Here is a 16,588-nt window from a genome sequence, read left to right as displayed (position 1 = left end):
AAACTGATTGCCTGAAGTTTTTTTTACCGAATCTTAGCCGAATTAAGCGGTTATGATGAAGGTTCACACCTGACCTTTAGCCCTGTTTCTGAGTCCTCATGTCTGACATCAATCTCTTCGGCTGGAAAATGGGCGGACCTGCGGGCAGGACAGGGCACGAAGTGCTAAGCGCCGTAAAAGATGGAGCGCAGTCCACGCTCGAAGATCCGCAAACGCAAACCGATGCTCTGCGCAGCGCCGATACGCTTCTGTGGTCTTATGACCTGTCGCACGGCCATTTTGAGTTCAAGGGCGACCTGCGCAACCTGGATTTGGCGCTGCTGAGTGGCCGGGTGACGCTTGAAGACATGACGCCTGTGTTCGCCAGCGGCGAGATCGAACGTCTTGAGATGGCGCTGCGGGCGCAGGAAGTGCATACGGCTGCCGATCTTCCGGGCGATGATCAGGTGCAATGCATGCTGCGGCTCAAGGACCTGCGCCTGGTCTATTTTAAGGGGCGCAAGGTGGCGCGGCATCTGCTGCTCGGTACACTCACCGAATTGAGCCGTGATATGCGCCGTGTAAGCCGTTCGGCCGCGGCTGGCAGCGATCTGGGCCTGCATGACGTGCACAGCGATCAATTGACGGGCCTGCATAGCCGGCAAGGTTTTCTGGCGGCGGCCCGCACCTTCTTGATGCGCGAAGGGGATTACGATCTGGTGGTGGGCGATCTCAACCGTTTCCGCCGCCTTAATGAGGCGCTGGGCCATGAACGGGCTGATTTGGTCCTGGGTATCCTGGCGCAGCGCTTGCGCGATGCCTTTGGTGAGACGTCCGTGCTCGCCCGGTTGGGTGAGGATGAGTTCGCTGTCCTGACCCAGCGTGGCTTTCCGAGGGTTTCGGAGCGGATGCGCAATGCACTGGAGCGCGCCATCGTGGTGGCCGGCTTCGATATCCACCCGACCTTTTCCATGGGTGCCGTGTCGGCGGAAGGCGGCGAGGCGGCCTTGGCCAGCGCCGAGCTACTGCGCCGTGCTGAAATGGCGGTGGAAGCCGCCAAGTCCAAGGGCATAGGCGCCGTCGCTTCGTATAAACGTGATCTTGAAAGCGATGGCCTGACGCGACTGGCGCTTGAAGCCGAACTGCGCAAGGCCTTTATCAGCGGCGAAATTCACGCCTGGTATCAGCCGATCGTCAATCTGGAAACGGGTGTCATCGCGGGTTTTGAAGCCTTAGCGCGCTGGGAGCACCCCAAGCGCGGCGTCATCCCCCCCGATCATTTCCTGACCGCAGCGCGTGATCTCGGCATGATGACCGATCTCGGCACCATTATTCTCAGCGCCACTGTGAAATGCCTGATCAAATGGCGGGCTGCATATGATCTGCCGGAAGGTTTCTTTATCAGCGTCAATCTGTCGGCGCCGGAAATCGAGCGCCTGCATCTGGTCGAGGACGTGTCGCGCCTGATCCGCGATGCCGGGTTGCCGGCCAAATGCCTCAAGCTGGAAGTGACCGAGAGCGACGTCATGCGCGATCCGGATGCCACGGCGCGGGTTCTGGACGCGCTGCGCGATGCCGGCGCGGGCATCGCACTTGATGATTTCGGCACCGGCTTCTCCTCCTTGAGCTATCTCGCCAAACTGCCGTTCGACACGCTGAAGATCGACCGTTCGTTTGTCAGCACGCTGACAAGCGACGCGTCGTCAGAAAAGATCGTGCGTGCCATCCTGACGCTCGGCCGTGATTTTGGTCTTGATGTGGTCGCCGAAGGGGTCGAAGACGCTACGGTAGCGGCGCGGCTGCATAGCCTCGGTTGTGGATTAGGGCAGGGCTATGGCTTTGCCAAAGCCTTGAAAAGTAATGAAGCCGAAGCCTTTCTGGTGGCTTCGCTGGGCCGTTAGCTATTCAAAGTTGCCACTATGTAAGGGGCCGGCGATTGGGCTTAAAATCATGCCGTGCCGGCAAAGCCTGACAGGTGGACAGGCTCGATGCCCATACTGGCCAGTGCGCGCGCCCACAGATGATCCGGGTCGCTACCGAAAAGCAGTTCCTGACTGGCCGGCGCTACGAGCCAGGCATTCTGGCTCAGTTCGCTTTCCAACTGGCCTGGCCCCCATCCGGCATAGCCCAGCGCAATCAGGCTGCGGGCCGGGCCGGCGCCACCGGATAGATCGACCAGAATATCGCGCGAAGCGGTGAGGCCCACCCCCTGTTCCTCACCATCGGGACGGCTGATGAAAGGACCGCCAAGGTCGAGGGTGATGTCGTCGATCTGGTAATCGAGGCTGTGCAGCACGAACCCACGATCATTCTGCACCGGTCCGCCGCGGTAGATTTTTTGCGTCGCAAGCCGGCGGTTGCCGCTCTCGATGCCGAGTTCTTTCATCATCTTGCTGAAGTTCAGGCCGCTGATCGGCTGGTTGAGAATCAGCCCCATGGCGTGCTGTTCGTCATGCTGGCAAAGATAGATGACGCTGTGATCGAAGGGCTGATCGGCCAAGCTCGGCATGGCGATCAGCAACTTGCCCTGATAGGAGACGTGCGCCGGCAACGGGCCGTCTTCAATGGTCGTTATCATATCTGCTCCTTTGAAGGCGCTGTAACCAGATTCAATATTACCTCATATAGGCGCGGCTGTCGCGGTTGCCAAATCGCACGAATGCGCCTAGCCATCCGTATCGCATTTTGATGGCGTTCCATCTAACAGCGACGAACTGCTCTTTACAGAAAGATATCACATGACCCTGCAAACCGGTGACAAACTACCCGACCTCAACCTGACCGTGGTTGACGAGGCAGGCCCCAAGCCTGTCGCCTCCAAGGACTTCTTCGCCGGTAAGACGGTGGTCCTGTTCGCCGTACCAGGCGCTTTCACGCCGACCTGCAGCGCGCGCCACCTGCCGGGCTTCAAGGATCACGTTGCCGACTTCAAGGCCAAGGGTGTCGATGTTGTCGCCTGCACCTCGGTCAACGATTATTTCGTCATGAAGGCCTGGGCCAAGGATCAGGGTATCACCGATGAGGTGGTCTTGCTGGCTGACGGCAATGGCGACTTCGCCAAGGCCATGGGTCTGACGCTCGACGCATCGGGCTTTGGTATGGGGCCGCGTTCGCAACGCTACGCCACCGTGATCAAGGATGGCACGATCGATAAGCTGTTCGTTGAAGAAGGCGGCGAGTTCCGTGTTTCCTCGGCCGAATACGTGCTGGAAAACCTTTAAACTTACGAGGTCGAGGAGGCACTCTAGTTTGCGTACGTAACGTTTGCTGGACCTCCTCGCCTTACTTGCTTGCTTCAACCACAGCCCTAACCAGCGCTTCCGGCCTATAACCGGTGTCCCAAGGCGTCAGGCCCATACGCAGCACGATCAGGTTGTGCGACGGCATGATTGTGATGCTCTGGCCGTCATGGCCGCGCAGCCAGAAGGTATCCGCCGGCAGGCCTGCCGAATGGCCCGTATCGCTTTCGCCTGGGCCTTTCAGCCAGGTCTGCATCTGCGTATAGCCTTGGGCGGAGCCGTTAGATGTCCGCATCAGACCGACAAAGTTTTCCGGCAACAGGCGCTCACCGTCCCACACACCGTCCTGCAACAGCAACTGGCCGAAGCGCGCCCAGTCGCGCGGCGTGGCGTAGAGGTAGGAACCTGCGGCGAAGGTGCCGTGTTCATCGGTCTCCAGCACCGCGCTTGTCATACCCAGAGGGCCGAACAGGGCTTCACGTGGGTAAGGCAGCGCCTGGGCGCCGAGTTTGTTCATCCAGATACGCGCCAGAATGAAACTGGTACCGGTCGAATAGCTATAGGCCGTGCCGGGTTTTGCGGTCAGGGGCATGGCGGCGGCAAAAGCGGCCATATCAGGCTGGACGTACAACATGCGCGACACGTCCGACACGTCGCCATAGTCCTCATTGAAGGCCAGTCCGCTTTTCATCGCCGTCAGATCGCGCAGCCTGATATCGCCACGTGCATCGCTCCATTGCGGCAGGAGCGCCTTGTCCTCGAGGCTGAGCTTGCCAGCCTGCACGAGGCGTCCGATCAGGGCCGCATTGACGGTCTTGGTCATCGACCAGCCAAGCAAGCGGGTTTGCGCCGTAAAGCCTTTGCCATAGGTCTCGGCGACGATGCGGCCATCCTTGATAATGAGCACGGCGCGCATACCTGGGCCGGTCAGTTGTGGATCGGCCAGGATTTTGGCGATCGCGGGCGAGGGCGCGGTTTCGTCGCGACTACCTTCAGGCCAAAGCGCGTCCGTTTCAGGTGCGATCACGGGGGCTTCGGTCAGATGGGCGCTCTGCGCCGCTGTCCAGTTCCTATCGGGCACACTGGCGCAACCGAGGCCTTCGCGGTAGAGCGCACCGGATGGTGCGAACAGGCCGAGGAAGCGCGCCGTCACCCTATGCGCCTCAGTATCGACCTTGATTTTTACGAGCTTGAGCGCCGGATTACCGGGGGCCTGCACGTCTTCGGCCAGCACGGCCTGGGCGTCACGCCCCGCAAGAAAGACATTGGAACAGACTATCTTGGCGGCGTAACCATCGGCGACGCGCAGAAGTTCGGGCGGCGCCACAAACAGCCAGATAGGCACGCCGGCAAGGCCAGCGATAAGCACGGCGCCAAGGCCTATCAGCAGTTTCCGGATCAATGTCACGCCCCATGTTAAAGCGAAAGCTTAAGCCGTGATTGTGACAAGAACAATTAACTGGAAAGACAAAAAAGCCGGTCTTATGAGGACCGGCTTAATCGTTTAGAACTGATCGTCGGCCAGTTCCATCAGGCCTTCCGAACCGGCCTTCATCTTGATCAGGTGTGCATCGGCGTCGGGCAGGATACGCTCCAGGAAGACGCGGCCGACCTTGAGCTTGGTGTCGAAGAAGGGATCGGTCGAGCCGGCGGAAACCTCGGCCTGCGCTTCCTTGGCCATGCGCGCCCACATATAGGCGGTGCAGGTCAGGCCGAAGAGGTGCAGGTAATCCATTGAGCCAGCCGCGGCGGCATCCGGATTGCCCATGCCGTTCTGCATCAGCCACATCGTGCCGTCAAACAGCTTGGCCTTGGTGTCTTTCAACGCCTTGATATAGGCGGGAACGATCGAGCCAGCTTCTTCAGCGGCAATATAGGCGTCGATCTCAGCAAGAAAGGCCTGCAGGGCGCGGCCGCCCTTGGATGGCAGCTTGCGGCCGACCAGATCGAGCGCCTGCACACCATTGGTGCCTTCATAAATCAGGGTGATGCGGACATCGCGCATATATTGCGAGGCCGGGAAGTGCTCGGTGAAGCCCGAACCGCCGTGCACCTGCATGGCGTCCTGCGTCACCTTCAGGCCCTTCTCGGTCAGATAGGCCTTAATCACAGGAATCAACAGGCTTACAGAATCGCTGGCCTTCTCGCGACCGGCTTCATCTTCTGCCACCTTGGCCAGATCGGATAGCAGGGATACCCATGTCAGGAAAGCGCGGCCGCCTTCGATCAGTGCGCGGCTTTCCAAAAGCATGCGGCGTACATCAGGGTGAACCAGGATGCTGTCCGCCGGACCCGTAGGGTTCTTCGGGCCGGTGAGGGCGCGGCCCTGCAAGCGGTCTTTCGCGAACTGGTTGGCAGCCACGAGGGCGGCGTGACCGATGGCGAGGCCCTGAAGGCCGACACCAAAGCGCGCATTGTTCATCATGTAGAACATGATCTTCAGGCCTTCGTTTTCCTGACCGAGCAGGAAGCCCTTAGCCTCATCGTACATCATGACGCAGGTCGAATTGCCGTGGATGCCCATCTTGTGCTCAAGACCGGCGCATTCGAGTTTATTGCGTTCTCCCGGATTGCCGTCGGCGTCGGGGATAAACTTCGGCACCAGGAACAACGAAATACCCTTGACGCCGGCCGGTGCGCCTTCGAGGCGGGCCAGAACCAGATGGCAGATATTGCTGGTGAAGTCGTGCTCGCCGGCAGAGATCCAGATCTTCTGGCCGGTAATTCTGTAGCTGCCGTCGCCATTCGGCACGGCCTTGGTGCGCAGCAGGCTGAGATCGGTGCCGCAGTGCGGTTCGGTCAGGTTCATGGTGCCTGACCATTCGCCGCTGATCAGCTTGGGCAGGTAGAGGTCTTTTTGTTCCTGCGTGCCGCCGGCGGTGAGGGCGGAGATGGCACCTTCGGTCAGGCCTGGATACATGCCGAAGGCTGATGAGGCACCGGAAAGCATTTCGGAAAAGGCGGTGTTGACGAAGTGCGGCAGGCCCTGGCCGCCATATTGCGGATCACCGGACAGCGCCGTCCAGCCCGCCTCGGTCAGCGCCTTATAGGCTTCCTTGTAACCCTTGGGCGCGGTGACCGTCTTGTCGGCGTTGAGAACGCAGCCTTCCTTGTCGCCCGTAATATTGATCGGGTGGACTACCTCTTCGGTGAACTTGGCCGCTTCTTCCATAATGGCCATGACCGTGGCGCTGTCAGCGTCGGCAAAGCCTTTCAGATTGCTGTACTGATCGGTCTTGAAGACGTTTTCAAAGAGGAACTGATAGTCGCGTACCGGAGCTTGATAGGCCATTTTCTTGTTATCCCTGTTGAGATGTTCGAAATAGAGTTTTGATTAGTTTGAAGCTTCCGCTTCGTGCTGATGGATCTGATCTTCGAGCCAGACGCACCCCTCGGCCATGTCCTTGATCGCCGCTTCGATATCTTCGCGCTGGCGCTTCAGGGTTTCGATCTGGCCGCGATACTTGGCCAGGGTGGCGCGCATCTGGGCGGTGCCGTGATCTTTCGGAGTATAGAGGTCGAGAATTTCGTGGATTTCGATGAGCGAGAAGCCCAGGCGCTTACCGCGCAGGATCAGTTGCAGGCGGGCGCGGTCACGGGCGGAATAGAGCCGGGTCTGGCCTTTGCGTTCCGGTGAGATCAGGCCCTTGTCCTCGTAAAAACGCAGGGCGCGGGCGGTGACATCAAACTCTTTCGAGAGCTGTCGGATCGAATAGGTGCGGTCTTTGTGAATCGTTTCCATGGCCGTTTTTTCTCGTTGCAGGTGGAGTATGTCAAAGCTTTACATTGACGTCAACGTAAAGATTATGTCGATTTAGAAAGATCGTCAAGCAAATTGTTTACGTTAGGTGAAGTGCTGGCGGGCGTTCGGTGCTCTGTGGCGTCTTTGTGGTAGCGCCTTTAAGATTGACCTGTCGCCTGTCGGGCCGTAAAGCCTTTCCTCCAACACCGGAAAGGCTTTATCCTCATCATGTCGTCTCTGACCCTATCTGCTTACGCCGGCCGCGCTTGGCCCTTTGAACAGGCTCGCAATCTGATTGCCCGTCTGGTCAAATCGCGCATTGCAGGACATGAGGATCAGAAACGGGCGCTTGGCCTGATCGAAGCCGGCAAGACGGATGAAGCGCTGGCGGCGTTTGAAGGCCTTAGCCGGGCCGTGATTTTCGAAACCGGCTACGGGCCATCCGGCTTGCCGCATATCGGTACCTTCGGCGAGGTGGCGCGCACGACCATGGTGCTCCAGGCCTTCGAGGCCATGACCGGCAAGGCCTGGCCGACGCGCCTGATTTGTTTTTCGGATGATATGGACGGCCTGCGCAAGGTGCCGGAAGGTATCCCCAACGCTGATATCCTGCGCGAAGACCTGTACAAGCCCTTGACCGTGGTGCGCGATCCTTTCGGGGAATATCCAAGCTTTGGGGCGCATAACAATGCCCGCCTGAAGGCTTTCCTCGACAGTTTTGGTTTCACCTACGAGTTTTTGTCGTCGACCGAATGCTACAAGAGCGGCATGTTCGATCAGACCCTGCTGACCGCGCTGGCGCGTTTTGACGATATCCAGAAGGTTATGCTGCCGACGCTTGGGCCGGACCGCCGGGCGACCTATTCACCCTTCCTGCCGATCTCGCCGAAAACCGGTTTTGTGTTGCAGGTGCCTACCTTAGAGCGTGATGTTGCCAGGGGCACGATTGTGTTCGAGGAGAATGGCGAGCGTTTTGAAGTGCCGATCACTGGCGGTCACGTCAAGATGCAATGGAAGCCTGACTGGGCCATGCGCTGGGCCGCGCTCGGTGTTGATTATGAGATGGCTGGCAAGGACTTGATCGATTCAGTTAAGGTGTCGTCTCAGGTCTGCAAGGTGCTGGGCGGCACGCCGCCGGAAGGCTTCAACTACGAATTGTTCCTTGATGAGGCCGGGCAGAAGATTTCCAAATCGAAGGGCAATGGCCTGACCATGGAGGACTGGCTGCGTTACGGCGCGCCGGAGTCCTTGGCCTATTACATGTTCCAGTCGCCGAAATCAGCCAAGAAGCTCTATTTCGATGTGATCCCGCGCGCCACCGACGAGTTCTTCCAGCAACTCGACGCCTTCCCGAAGCAGGAAGAGGCCAAGCAGATCGAGAACCCGGTGTGGTTCGTGCTGCGTGGTGAAACCGCCATCAAGAGCCCGCCGGTAACGTTCGGCCTGATGCTCAATCTGGTGTCGGTGGCCAATGCTCAGGATAAGGAAACCCTTTGGGGCTTCCTGCGCGCCTATATTCCGGGCGCCACGCCGGAAAGCGAGCCTGTGCTGGACCGTCTTGCCGGCTATGCACTGAACTATTTTGAAGACTTCGTGAAGCCGACCAAGACCTTCCGCCTGCCGGACGACAAGGAAAAGGCGGCTATGATCGAACTCGCGGCAAAATTCAAGGCGCTGCCGACGGATACGCGCGATGCCGAGGTGCTGCAAAATCTCGTCTTTGAGGTCGGAAAAGCGCATGAGTTCGAGCCTTTACGCGCATGGTTTCAGGCTTTGTATGAAGTGCTTTTGGGGCAAAGCCAGGGGCCGCGCTTCGGGTCTTTCGTGGCGATCTTCGGATTGGAGCGGACAATCGCCTTGCTGGAGCAAGGTATCAACGGCGAGTTGGTCGCCGGATAGGGCTCTTCAATATGGGGTGTGGGGTCTGTGACCCCACATCTTATGTCTTGCCAATCCCTCACCTGAAGGCGAGGATAGGCAAGAAAAGAAGGCTTGGGGCCGCAAGAAACGTTCTTTGGCCCCATGCCCCATTACGGGAGATATCTATGCTGCGTGCCATACTTGCCCTGACAGCCCTGTTTCCTGCAACCGCCTTCGCAGCCACACCCCGACCTCTTCCTGCACCGTTAGCAATCGACGCCAAAATCTCCGAAGCCATGGCGACCACCAAGGCCAAAGGGCTGGCCATAGCTGTGATCGATGATGGCAAGGTCGCCTATGTCCACAGCTATGGCGTGCGCAATGCCGCCGGCGATCCCTTACAAACCGACACCGTCATGTACGGCGCCTCTCTGACCAAGACGGTCTTTGCCTATTCGGTCATGAAACTGGTCGATCAGGGCAAAATCAATCTCGATACGCCCATCGCCGACGACCTCGATAAGCCGCTTGTCGAATATGATACCGAGGCGATTTATCGCGGTAAATACGGTCCCTACAAGGATTTGGCGGGCGATCCGCGCTGGAAGCTGATCACACCGCGCCACGTCCTGACCCATTCTACGGGTTTCGCCAATTTCTGGTGGAGAGAACCGGATGAGAAACTGCACATCCATTTCGATCCCGGTTCGCGTTATGCCTATTCTGGCGAAGGTCTGATCCTGCTGCAATTCGCCATCGAGAATGGTCGAAAGGACCGGGGATTGAGCATTGATATGGGACAGTTCGCGCAAGCCAACGTCTTCCAGCCGCTTGGCATGACACGCACCTCGTTGATGTGGCGTGATGATTTCCGTCCCAATCTTGCCGATGGTTTCAACGACAAGGGCGAGGTGGTTGAGCACGACGAGCGCAGCAAGGTGCGTGTAGCTGGTTCGATGGATACAACCATCGACGACCTGTCGAAATTCGTGGCGGCACTGGTGAGCGGGCAGGGGCTGTCAAAGGCATCGCGCGCGGAAATAACGAAACCGCAACTGAAAATCACCACGGCGAATCAGTTTCCGCCGTTTGCGCCGGAACTACCGGCCGATCAGCAGCGCAAAGATCTTTATGCCGGATTGGGTGTTGTTGTGTTCGATGGTCCTCAAGGGCATGGTTTCTTCAAGGGTGGGCATGATGGTCAGACGGCCAACACCATGGTCTGTCTGGAAGCATCACGGCGCTGTGTGTTGATCCTGTCGAATGATGTGCGTTCGGAAGCCGCCTTTGCCGATCTGGTGGCGTTTATCCTCGGCGATAGCGGTGTGCCTTATGATTGGGAATACGGCGATTATGTGGGCAAGTCATAGCGCGCGTTGTTATGGGGTTTGGGGGCTGCGCCCCTAAGTCTTACCTGCCTTGTTGTCTCCTCGCCCTCATAAGGGCGGAGAGAAAACAAGATAAGAAAGGTATGGGGCCGCAGGCCCCAAGCCCGTAAGTTATAGCTACTGACTGGCCCAGACAATGCGCGCGATCCAAGCTACGTCTAGCCGATCAAGCGAACGATCGGGGAAATCCGGATTGAGCGAGCGCAACTCGATGGTGCGGGCTGAATAGCGCACCAGTTCCTTGGCCATGACCTCGCCATCGCTGGTCTTGACCACGACGCGGTCGCCTTTGCGCAGGTTCTGGCTGTTGTGCGGATCAACCAGGATGCGGTCGCCGTCACGATAAAGCGGTTCCATCGAATCGCCGGATATTTCCAGCGCATACAGTCCGGAATGCGCACCGGGAAAGGTGATCTCATCCCAGCCCTGTCCCAGGGGAAAGCCCGAATCATCGAAGAAGCCCGCGCTGCCGGCCTGGGCGAAACCGATCAGCGGAATACCCTGGCCGCCGGCGCGGCCCTCAGCCAGAAGGGCGAATTCCGAGAACTTGATGCCGGTGGCTTCCAGCAGCTTGGCTAGGCTTTCGGTCGAGGGCCAGCGCGGGCGTGGTGGATCTTCCGGCGACGCGCGTTTGGATTTGTTGAAACTGGTCGGATCAAGCCCCGCCATACGCGCCAGACCCGAAGGCGTGGTGCTAAGGCGGTTGGCCAAGGCATCTATAGCGGCCCAGATGTGGCTATGTGAAAGGGTCATAAGAGCGCCAACAGATCGTTCAGGCCGTATGTGGCCAGTGACATTTAGGAATTACATTGATTTGAAAGGAAAATAAATCTAGTAATAGGAAAATCTACCTATTTATCGACTTTATTCGCTGGATTCTGCCACGCTTTGTGATCTGACGCGGAAACGGCGGCGTGCGGCCGCAAACGTTCCGATCCACAAAACCAAAAGTACGCCGTAGCCTGAAAGGGCCACAACGGTCAGCAGTGTCCAGCGCAAGGTGCCTGTCCTGAGGAACAGTACGGACACTTCCGTCATGACGGCTAGCAATTGCAATCCCGCAGCCCATAATGGCCAGGGATGGGGCGCCTTCCAGCACAGGCAAAAGAGACCGATCAGGCATAGCGTATCAGAAAACAGAAGGCGTTGCGCCGTCATATCGGGTGCCACAAGGCCCAACCCATAGTTGGCAGCAACAGCGATAAGATAAAGCGCGGCGGCAGACCGTTCGCGTCAGCCCCCGAGGATTAGGGCCGCAACGCAGGTCAACAGTCCGAATACCGCACCGAATTGAGCGGGGAGTGATTGCAGCATGGATACCTCTCAACGGGTCTGTCCTATAAGGCCAGACTTGATCCGTATAGCCAAGCCGCAAGACTCAAATTTAAGCGACCTTATCCTCATGGGCGGGCATGACGCCGGTCGGCTTCGGGGATGGCTTGTCATCGACCATCACGATGGCTACGGCGCCGAGGCCAACCTGACGCTGAACCCTGGTCAGGTCTGCGTGCGCGGCCGTCATATGGCGCTGGGCCGTGCTCAGGGCCACCATCGCCTGCAAGGTATTGTAATGGACGTCGTTGCCGACGATCGTTGACATACGGATGGCGCGTCGTGAGGTGACATAGGCCTCGATCAGGTTTGCCGCTTCGGCAAGCGCTGTGTCGATGGGCTCTTCCGTTGCATGAAGCTGAGCCGTCAAAGCTTTGGCTGTGCTTATTTTTCTCTCTTTGGACATGGTGCGAACCTCTCAGATAAAAATACAAAGCGAGTCGTCGCCAACAAAGCTGCGACGGCTAAGAGGTATCCGCAATCCAAAACAGAGCAAGTATAAAATGCTATTGAAGGGTGAGTTTTTCTAAGGTGTATTATCCGGTCAAAAAGTGCGCCTGCAGGGTGGCGATGGGATGATGCCTTGACTCCTGCCAGGCCGATACATCAACATTGGCGACGGTGCGTCCCACGCGATTGACCACAGCGCGCGCATAGGTATCGACCGGTTTGCCGGAGCGCAGATACTGCACGGTGACATCGATTGGCTTGGGCATATGTTCGAAATTGGCGTGCCATCCGAGTTGCGACATGGCGGTTATTTCCATGAAGGCGCCGATGACCCCACCATGCAAGGCGGGCAGCATCGGGTTGCCGATCAGGTGCGGTGAAAAGGGCAGGTGGCCGGTCAGTTCATCGCCGGCCAGTTCCAGCCGTACGCCAAGAAAGCCGGCAAAGGGGATGTTTTGCAACAGGAGCACCGGATCACGTCGCGCATGGGCGCCAGGTCCGGTTATCTTTTCGCTCATCGGTTTCTCAATCGGGGGCTTCTCCATCAGGCAACTCCGCTATTGGGCTTGGGCACGGGCGAGGAGACGATGAAGGCCGATTGCGCCGCGGCCACGGGATCATCGGGTGTCACATCATAGGCGAAAGCGCGTACGAAGCCCACCGAGCGCGTTAGCTTGTAGCACTTGGCCGTGACCTTCAATTCCTGATCAGGCCAGGCCGGGCGCATATAGTCGATGCGCAGGTCGAGCGTCGCCACCGGTTTGAATTCATTGACCTTATCCCAAACCGCCATGCCGCAACAGTTGTCGAGCAGGGCGGTCACCACGCCAGAGGCGACGACGCGGGTTTCCGGATCGCCAACCAGATCCGCGCGCCATGGCAAGGCCATGGTGATGCCATCCTCTGACTTGCCGACATAGTAGGCGCCGATGGCCTTCATATAGGGGGTATTGTCGATAATGGCGCCGAACATGTCGGAAAAGGGCGGTTGGTTCATGGGGTAACCCGGGTTGGAAAACGCGGCCATTCTCTGCCAACTTTACGTGGACGTCAAAAGAATCCCATGCCGCGCCGCACCAAAAATACTTGCAAATTCAGGTAAAGGAGCGTTTTAGATGAGAATCTCCTGTTCACTTTGAAAGCCCGTTTCCATGTCCGCGTCCCTGGATCATGTCCCCGCCGCCAAATCCGCGCTCGTCCTGTTTTCGGGCGGGCAGGATTCCAGCGTCTGCCTGGCCTGGGCCTTGACGCACTTCGAGCGCGTGGAAACCATCGGGTTCGATTATGGCCAGCGCCATGCCATCGAGATGACGACGCGCACCACGGTGCTGGAAAAATTCCGTGAGGTTTTCCCGCTCGCCGCCACCCGTCTGGGCGAAGACCATGTCTGCGATCTGCGCGGTTTTGGCGCTGTCGCCGAATCATCGCTGACACGCGAAACCGAGATCGTGATGACCGAACGCGGCCTGCCGTCATCGTTCGTCCCGGGACGCAATCTGGTGTTCTTCGTTTATGCGGCGGCCGTGGCCGATCGGCGTGGACTGGATCATCTGGTCGGCGGTATGTGCGAAACTGATTTTTCCGGTTATCCCGATTGCCGCAACGAAACGCTGCAAGCCATGCAAACCGTATTGCAACTCGGTGTCGAGCGGCCGTTCGAGATCCACACGCCGCTGATGTGGATCGACAAGGCGCAGACCTGGGCTATGTCGCTCGAACTGGGGGGGCAGCCGCTGGTCGATCTGATCCTCGAAGAAACCACCACCTGCTACAAGGGTGAGCGCGGTGAACGCCATCCATGGGGCTATGGCTGCGGCGAATGTCCGGCCTGCCAGTTGCGCAAGACGGGCTTCGAGCATTTCATCGAAAACGCCCAACCGGCCGAGCGCTGATGTACAGTTTCAAGGAAATCTTCCTGACCCTGCAAGGCGAAGGCGGGCAGGCCGGCCGCGTGAATGTGTTCGCGCGCTTTGCCGGTTGCAATCTGTGGAGCGGGCGCGAGCAGGATCGAGCCATGGCCGCCTGCACCTTCTGTGACACCGATTTTGTCGGCATCGATGGCGAAAATGGCGGCAAGTTTCCGAAGCCGGTCGATGTCGTGGCGGCGCTGGATGCGGTGTGGGGCATGGCTGACCCGTCTCAAAAGGCCGTGGTCTTTACCGGTGGCGAACCCCTGCTGCAATTGGACCCGGCCTTGATAGAAGCGGTCAAGGCGGCGGGCTATTTCATCGCCGTAGAGACCAATGGCACGATCAAGGCGCCGGAAGGCATCGACTGGATCTGTGTCAGCCCGAAAGCTGATAACCGCTTGCATCAGACCTTTGGGCAGGAACTGAAGCTGGTGTGGCCGCAGGCCGAAGTGGATCCGGCCGAGTTTCTGGCGTTCGATTTCGAGCGCTATTATCTGCAACCGATGGATTCCGACAGGCAGGCCGCCAATACGCAGGCGGTGATCGACTATTGCCTGCAGCATCCGCAATGGCGCATGAGCGTCCAGACCCACAAGCTGGTGGGGCTTAAATAAAAGGGGCTTGAGACTCGTGGTCTCAAGCCCCCTTAAGCATCAGGCCGCGTCGAGCAACACGACTTCGGCATCTTCGAGCGCGCGAATATCGAGCGAGGCTTCGTCCTTGATCGCCGCGCCATCGCGCTCGTTCAGTTCAACACCATTGACGCTGACCTTGCCCTTGGCGACGACCAGGTAGAGGTGGCGCGTCGTGGCGGGTTCGGTGGCCAGCGGTGTGTAGCTCTCAGACTGGTCCTTGAGCAGGGTGGCACCCAGCAGACGGGCCGGTGAGCGGATCTTGAGCGCGTCGCCGTCTTCATCAAAGCCGGTGGCCAGCGTCACGAACTTGCCGGCGCGGTCGCCCTTGGGGAAGGGCTTGGCGCCCCAGCTTGGCGCTTCGCCGCGGGAAGCCGGCATGACCCAGATCTGGAAGATCTTGGTGGTTTCGCTTTCCAGATTGTATTCCGAATGCCGAATACCCGTGCCGGCCGACATCACCTGCACATCGCCCGCTTCGGTGCGGCCTTTGTTGCCAAGCGAATCCTCGTGGGTGATCGCGCCTTCGCGGACATAGGTGATGATTTCCATATTGTCGTGCGGATGCGGCGGAAAGCCCGTCTGTGCCTTGATCTCGTCGTCATTCCAGACGCGCAAAGAGCCCCAGCCCATCTTGGCCGGATCGTAATAGTTGGCGAAGGAAAAATGGTGCTTGGCCTTCAGCCAGCCGTGATCGGCGCCGCCGAGCGTGTTGTATGGTCTTTTGTCAATCATGAGAACTCTCCCTCTCTAACGTGAGACCTATATAAGTGTAACTGTGTTAATTACAATAGGCGTTCGATCAGGAGAATTACGCGCATAAAAAAGCCGGAAGCGCCAGCCTCCGGCTTATGTCCAAACCCGTATTGCGGATGCTCGGATGGTTTCATCGTGGCGAAAAAGCTTTTCACTTCTGTCGCTATCACCTTACCGCCGTGCAGCCATCCTAGCCGACGTGGTGCGGGCCTCCCCCCGTCTGGCCACGATGGCGCAGGAAGGCATCGAGCAAGACGCACGCCATCATGGCCTCGGCCACCGGCACGGCGCGGATACCGACGCACGGATCATGACGGCCCTTGGTCAGCAGCTCGACCTCGTTGCCCTTGACGTCGATGCTCTCGCGCTTGTTGAGGATCGAAGAGGTTGGCTTCAACGCCATACGCGCCACGACCGTCTGGGCCGTCGAGATGCCGCCGAGGATACCGCCGGCATGGTTGGATTTGAATTCCGGACCATCAGGGCCCATGCGCATTTCATCGGCATTATCCTCGCCGGAAAGCTCGGCGGCACCGAAGCCTTCACCGATTTCGACGCCCTTGCAGGCGTTGATGCTCATCAGCGCCGAGGCCAGTTCGGAATCAAGCTTGCCATAGATCGGTGCCCCCCAGCCGGCGGGGATACCTTCGGCTTGAACCTCGACCACAGCTCCGATGGAGGAGCCGGCCTTGCGGATGCCGTCGAGATAGGCTTCCCACAGCGTGACCGACGCCGGGTCGGGGCAGAAGAAAGGGTTATTGCCAACCTCTTCCCAGTCCCAGTTGCCTCTCGCGGCCTTGTGTGTGCCAAGCTGGACGAGGGCGCCGCGCACCTTGACCTCTTCACCGATAAGAACCTGCAGCACTTTCAGCGCCACGGCACCGGCCGCGACGCGTGCGGCGGTTTCACGGGCGCTGGAGCGTCCGCCACCGCGATAATCGCGCACGCCGTATTTGGCGAAGTAGGTGTAATCGGCGTGGCCCGGGCGAAACTGTTGGGCAATATCGCCGTAGTCTTTCGAGCGCTGGTCGGTATTTTCGATCAGGATCGAGATCGGCGTGCCGGTTGTGACGCCTTCAAAGACGCCGGACAGAATCTTCGCCTCATCGGCTTCGCGGCGCTGGGTGACGAAACGCGAACCGCCCGGTTTGCGACGATCCATGGCCCATTGGATATCCGCTTCAGACAAGGCGATGCCCGGCGGGCAGCCATCGATGACGCAGCCAAGGGCCGGTCCGTGGCTTTCGCCCCAGGTGGTGACACGGAAGAGATGACCGAAGGTATTGTGCGACATGAAGTT

17 protein-coding genes are annotated in these 16,588 nt (G+C 58.8%); 6 read left to right on the top strand and 11 right to left on the bottom strand.

The annotated features are described in order from the left end of the window. Positions 1 to 98: 98 nt before the first annotated feature. Positions 99 to 1,880 carry a putative bifunctional diguanylate cyclase/phosphodiesterase gene (locus B060_RS0110950; protein ID WP_018081828.1) on the top strand — a complete coding sequence of 594 codons (1,782 nt, stop codon included), beginning with the start codon at positions 99 to 101 and terminating at the stop codon, positions 1,878 to 1,880. A gap of 47 nt (positions 1,881 to 1,927) precedes the next feature. Here B060_RS0110950 and B060_RS0110945 read toward each other — a convergent pair whose 3' ends face one another. After that, positions 1,928 to 2,557, bottom strand: a complete 630-nt coding sequence (locus tag B060_RS0110945) for a YqgE/AlgH family protein (RefSeq protein ID WP_018081827.1) — start codon at positions 2,555 to 2,557, stop codon at positions 1,928 to 1,930. A gap of 160 nt (positions 2,558 to 2,717) precedes the next feature. On the opposite strand from B060_RS0110945, the gene B060_RS0110940 reads away from it, so the two are divergent. Next, positions 2,718 to 3,200 carry a peroxiredoxin gene (locus tag B060_RS0110940; RefSeq protein ID WP_018081826.1) on the top strand — a complete coding sequence of 161 codons (483 nt, stop codon included), beginning with the start codon at positions 2,718 to 2,720 and terminating at the stop codon, positions 3,198 to 3,200. Positions 3,201 to 3,261: 61 nt separating this feature from the next. Here the strand turns inward: B060_RS0110940 and B060_RS0110935 are convergent, their stop codons facing one another. The 3 genes from B060_RS0110935 to B060_RS0110925 all read right to left on the bottom strand — a co-directional run bounded on the left by B060_RS0110935 (position 3,262) and on the right by B060_RS0110925 (position 6,960). After that, complete coding sequence (locus B060_RS0110935) at positions 3,262 to 4,626, bottom strand: serine hydrolase domain-containing protein (RefSeq protein ID WP_026172756.1); 1,365 nt, start codon at positions 4,624 to 4,626, stop codon at positions 3,262 to 3,264. A 96-nt stretch (positions 4,627 to 4,722) separates the two neighbouring features. Continuing rightward, complete coding sequence (locus B060_RS0110930) at positions 4,723 to 6,510, bottom strand: acyl-CoA dehydrogenase C-terminal domain-containing protein (protein WP_018081824.1); 1,788 nt, start codon at positions 6,508 to 6,510, stop codon at positions 4,723 to 4,725. A 42-nt stretch (positions 6,511 to 6,552) separates the two neighbouring features. Further along, positions 6,553 to 6,960 carry a MerR family transcriptional regulator gene (locus tag B060_RS0110925; RefSeq protein ID WP_018081823.1) on the bottom strand — a complete coding sequence of 136 codons (408 nt, stop codon included), beginning with the start codon at positions 6,958 to 6,960 and terminating at the stop codon, positions 6,553 to 6,555. 228 nt (positions 6,961 to 7,188) lie between these two features. Between B060_RS0110925 and B060_RS0110920 the strand changes: the two genes are divergently transcribed. Continuing rightward, the gene (locus B060_RS0110920; protein ID WP_018081822.1) at positions 7,189 to 8,859 is read left to right on the top strand and encodes a lysine--tRNA ligase; all 1,671 of its coding nucleotides are present in this window, start codon (positions 7,189 to 7,191) and stop codon (positions 8,857 to 8,859) included. 146 nt (positions 8,860 to 9,005) lie between these two features. Further along, a complete protein-coding gene (locus tag B060_RS0110915) occupies positions 9,006 to 10,190 on the top strand; it encodes a serine hydrolase domain-containing protein (RefSeq protein WP_018081821.1) in 1,185 nt (394 codons plus the stop codon). 135 nt (positions 10,191 to 10,325) lie between these two features. Here the strand turns inward: B060_RS0110915 and B060_RS0110910 are convergent, their stop codons facing one another. The 5 genes from B060_RS0110910 to B060_RS0110895 form a co-directional block, all read right to left on the bottom strand. Continuing rightward, positions 10,326 to 10,961: a S24 family peptidase gene (locus B060_RS0110910; protein WP_018081820.1), complete on the bottom strand. Its 636-nt coding sequence runs from the start codon at positions 10,959 to 10,961 to the stop codon at positions 10,326 to 10,328. A gap of 111 nt (positions 10,962 to 11,072) precedes the next feature. After that, on the bottom strand, positions 11,073 to 11,366 hold the full coding sequence (locus B060_RS27170; RefSeq protein WP_155847879.1) for a hypothetical protein: 294 nt from the start codon (positions 11,364 to 11,366) through the stop codon (positions 11,073 to 11,075). Between the two features lie 226 nt (positions 11,367 to 11,592). Next, the gene (locus B060_RS0110905) at positions 11,593 to 11,946 is read right to left on the bottom strand and encodes a hypothetical protein (RefSeq protein ID WP_018081819.1); all 354 of its coding nucleotides are present in this window, start codon (positions 11,944 to 11,946) and stop codon (positions 11,593 to 11,595) included. Between the two features lie 130 nt (positions 11,947 to 12,076). Beyond that, a complete protein-coding gene (locus B060_RS0110900; protein ID WP_018081818.1) occupies positions 12,077 to 12,508 on the bottom strand; it encodes a PaaI family thioesterase in 432 nt (143 codons plus the stop codon). Between the two features lie 26 nt (positions 12,509 to 12,534). Continuing rightward, entirely contained in the window at positions 12,535 to 12,987 is a 453-nt protein-coding gene (locus B060_RS0110895; RefSeq protein ID WP_023447403.1) for a PaaI family thioesterase, read from the bottom strand. Positions 12,988 to 13,141: 154 nt separating this feature from the next. Here B060_RS0110895 and queC point away from each other — a divergent pair, with 154 nt between their 5' ends. Both queC and queE read left to right on the top strand, forming a co-directional pair. Continuing rightward, positions 13,142 to 13,882, top strand: coding sequence for a 7-cyano-7-deazaguanine synthase QueC (gene queC / locus B060_RS0110890; RefSeq protein ID WP_018081816.1), 741 nt, complete (start codon positions 13,142 to 13,144; stop codon positions 13,880 to 13,882). After that, positions 13,879 to 14,514, top strand: coding sequence for a 7-carboxy-7-deazaguanine synthase (gene queE / locus B060_RS0110885; protein ID WP_026172754.1), 636 nt, complete (start codon positions 13,879 to 13,881; stop codon positions 14,512 to 14,514). Before queC ends, queE begins: the two co-directional genes overlap by 4 nt. Before the next feature lie 39 nt (positions 14,515 to 14,553). Here the strand turns inward: queE and B060_RS0110880 are convergent, their stop codons facing one another. Then, complete coding sequence (locus tag B060_RS0110880; RefSeq protein WP_018081814.1) at positions 14,554 to 15,267, bottom strand: pirin family protein; 714 nt, start codon at positions 15,265 to 15,267, stop codon at positions 14,554 to 14,556. A gap of 211 nt (positions 15,268 to 15,478) precedes the next feature. Next, the gene (gene aroC / locus B060_RS0110875) at positions 15,479 to 16,582 is read right to left on the bottom strand and encodes a chorismate synthase (protein ID WP_018081813.1); all 1,104 of its coding nucleotides are present in this window, start codon (positions 16,580 to 16,582) and stop codon (positions 15,479 to 15,481) included. Positions 16,583 to 16,588 lie beyond the last annotated feature (6 nt).

The sequence above is a fragment of the Asticcacaulis benevestitus DSM 16100 = ATCC BAA-896 genome (genome assembly GCF_000376105.1).
Taxonomy (GTDB): Bacteria; Pseudomonadota; Alphaproteobacteria; order Caulobacterales; family Caulobacteraceae; genus Asticcacaulis; species Asticcacaulis benevestitus.
Note: the sequence above shows the minus strand (reverse complement) of the source record. Positions and strands in the feature narration are given on the sequence as shown.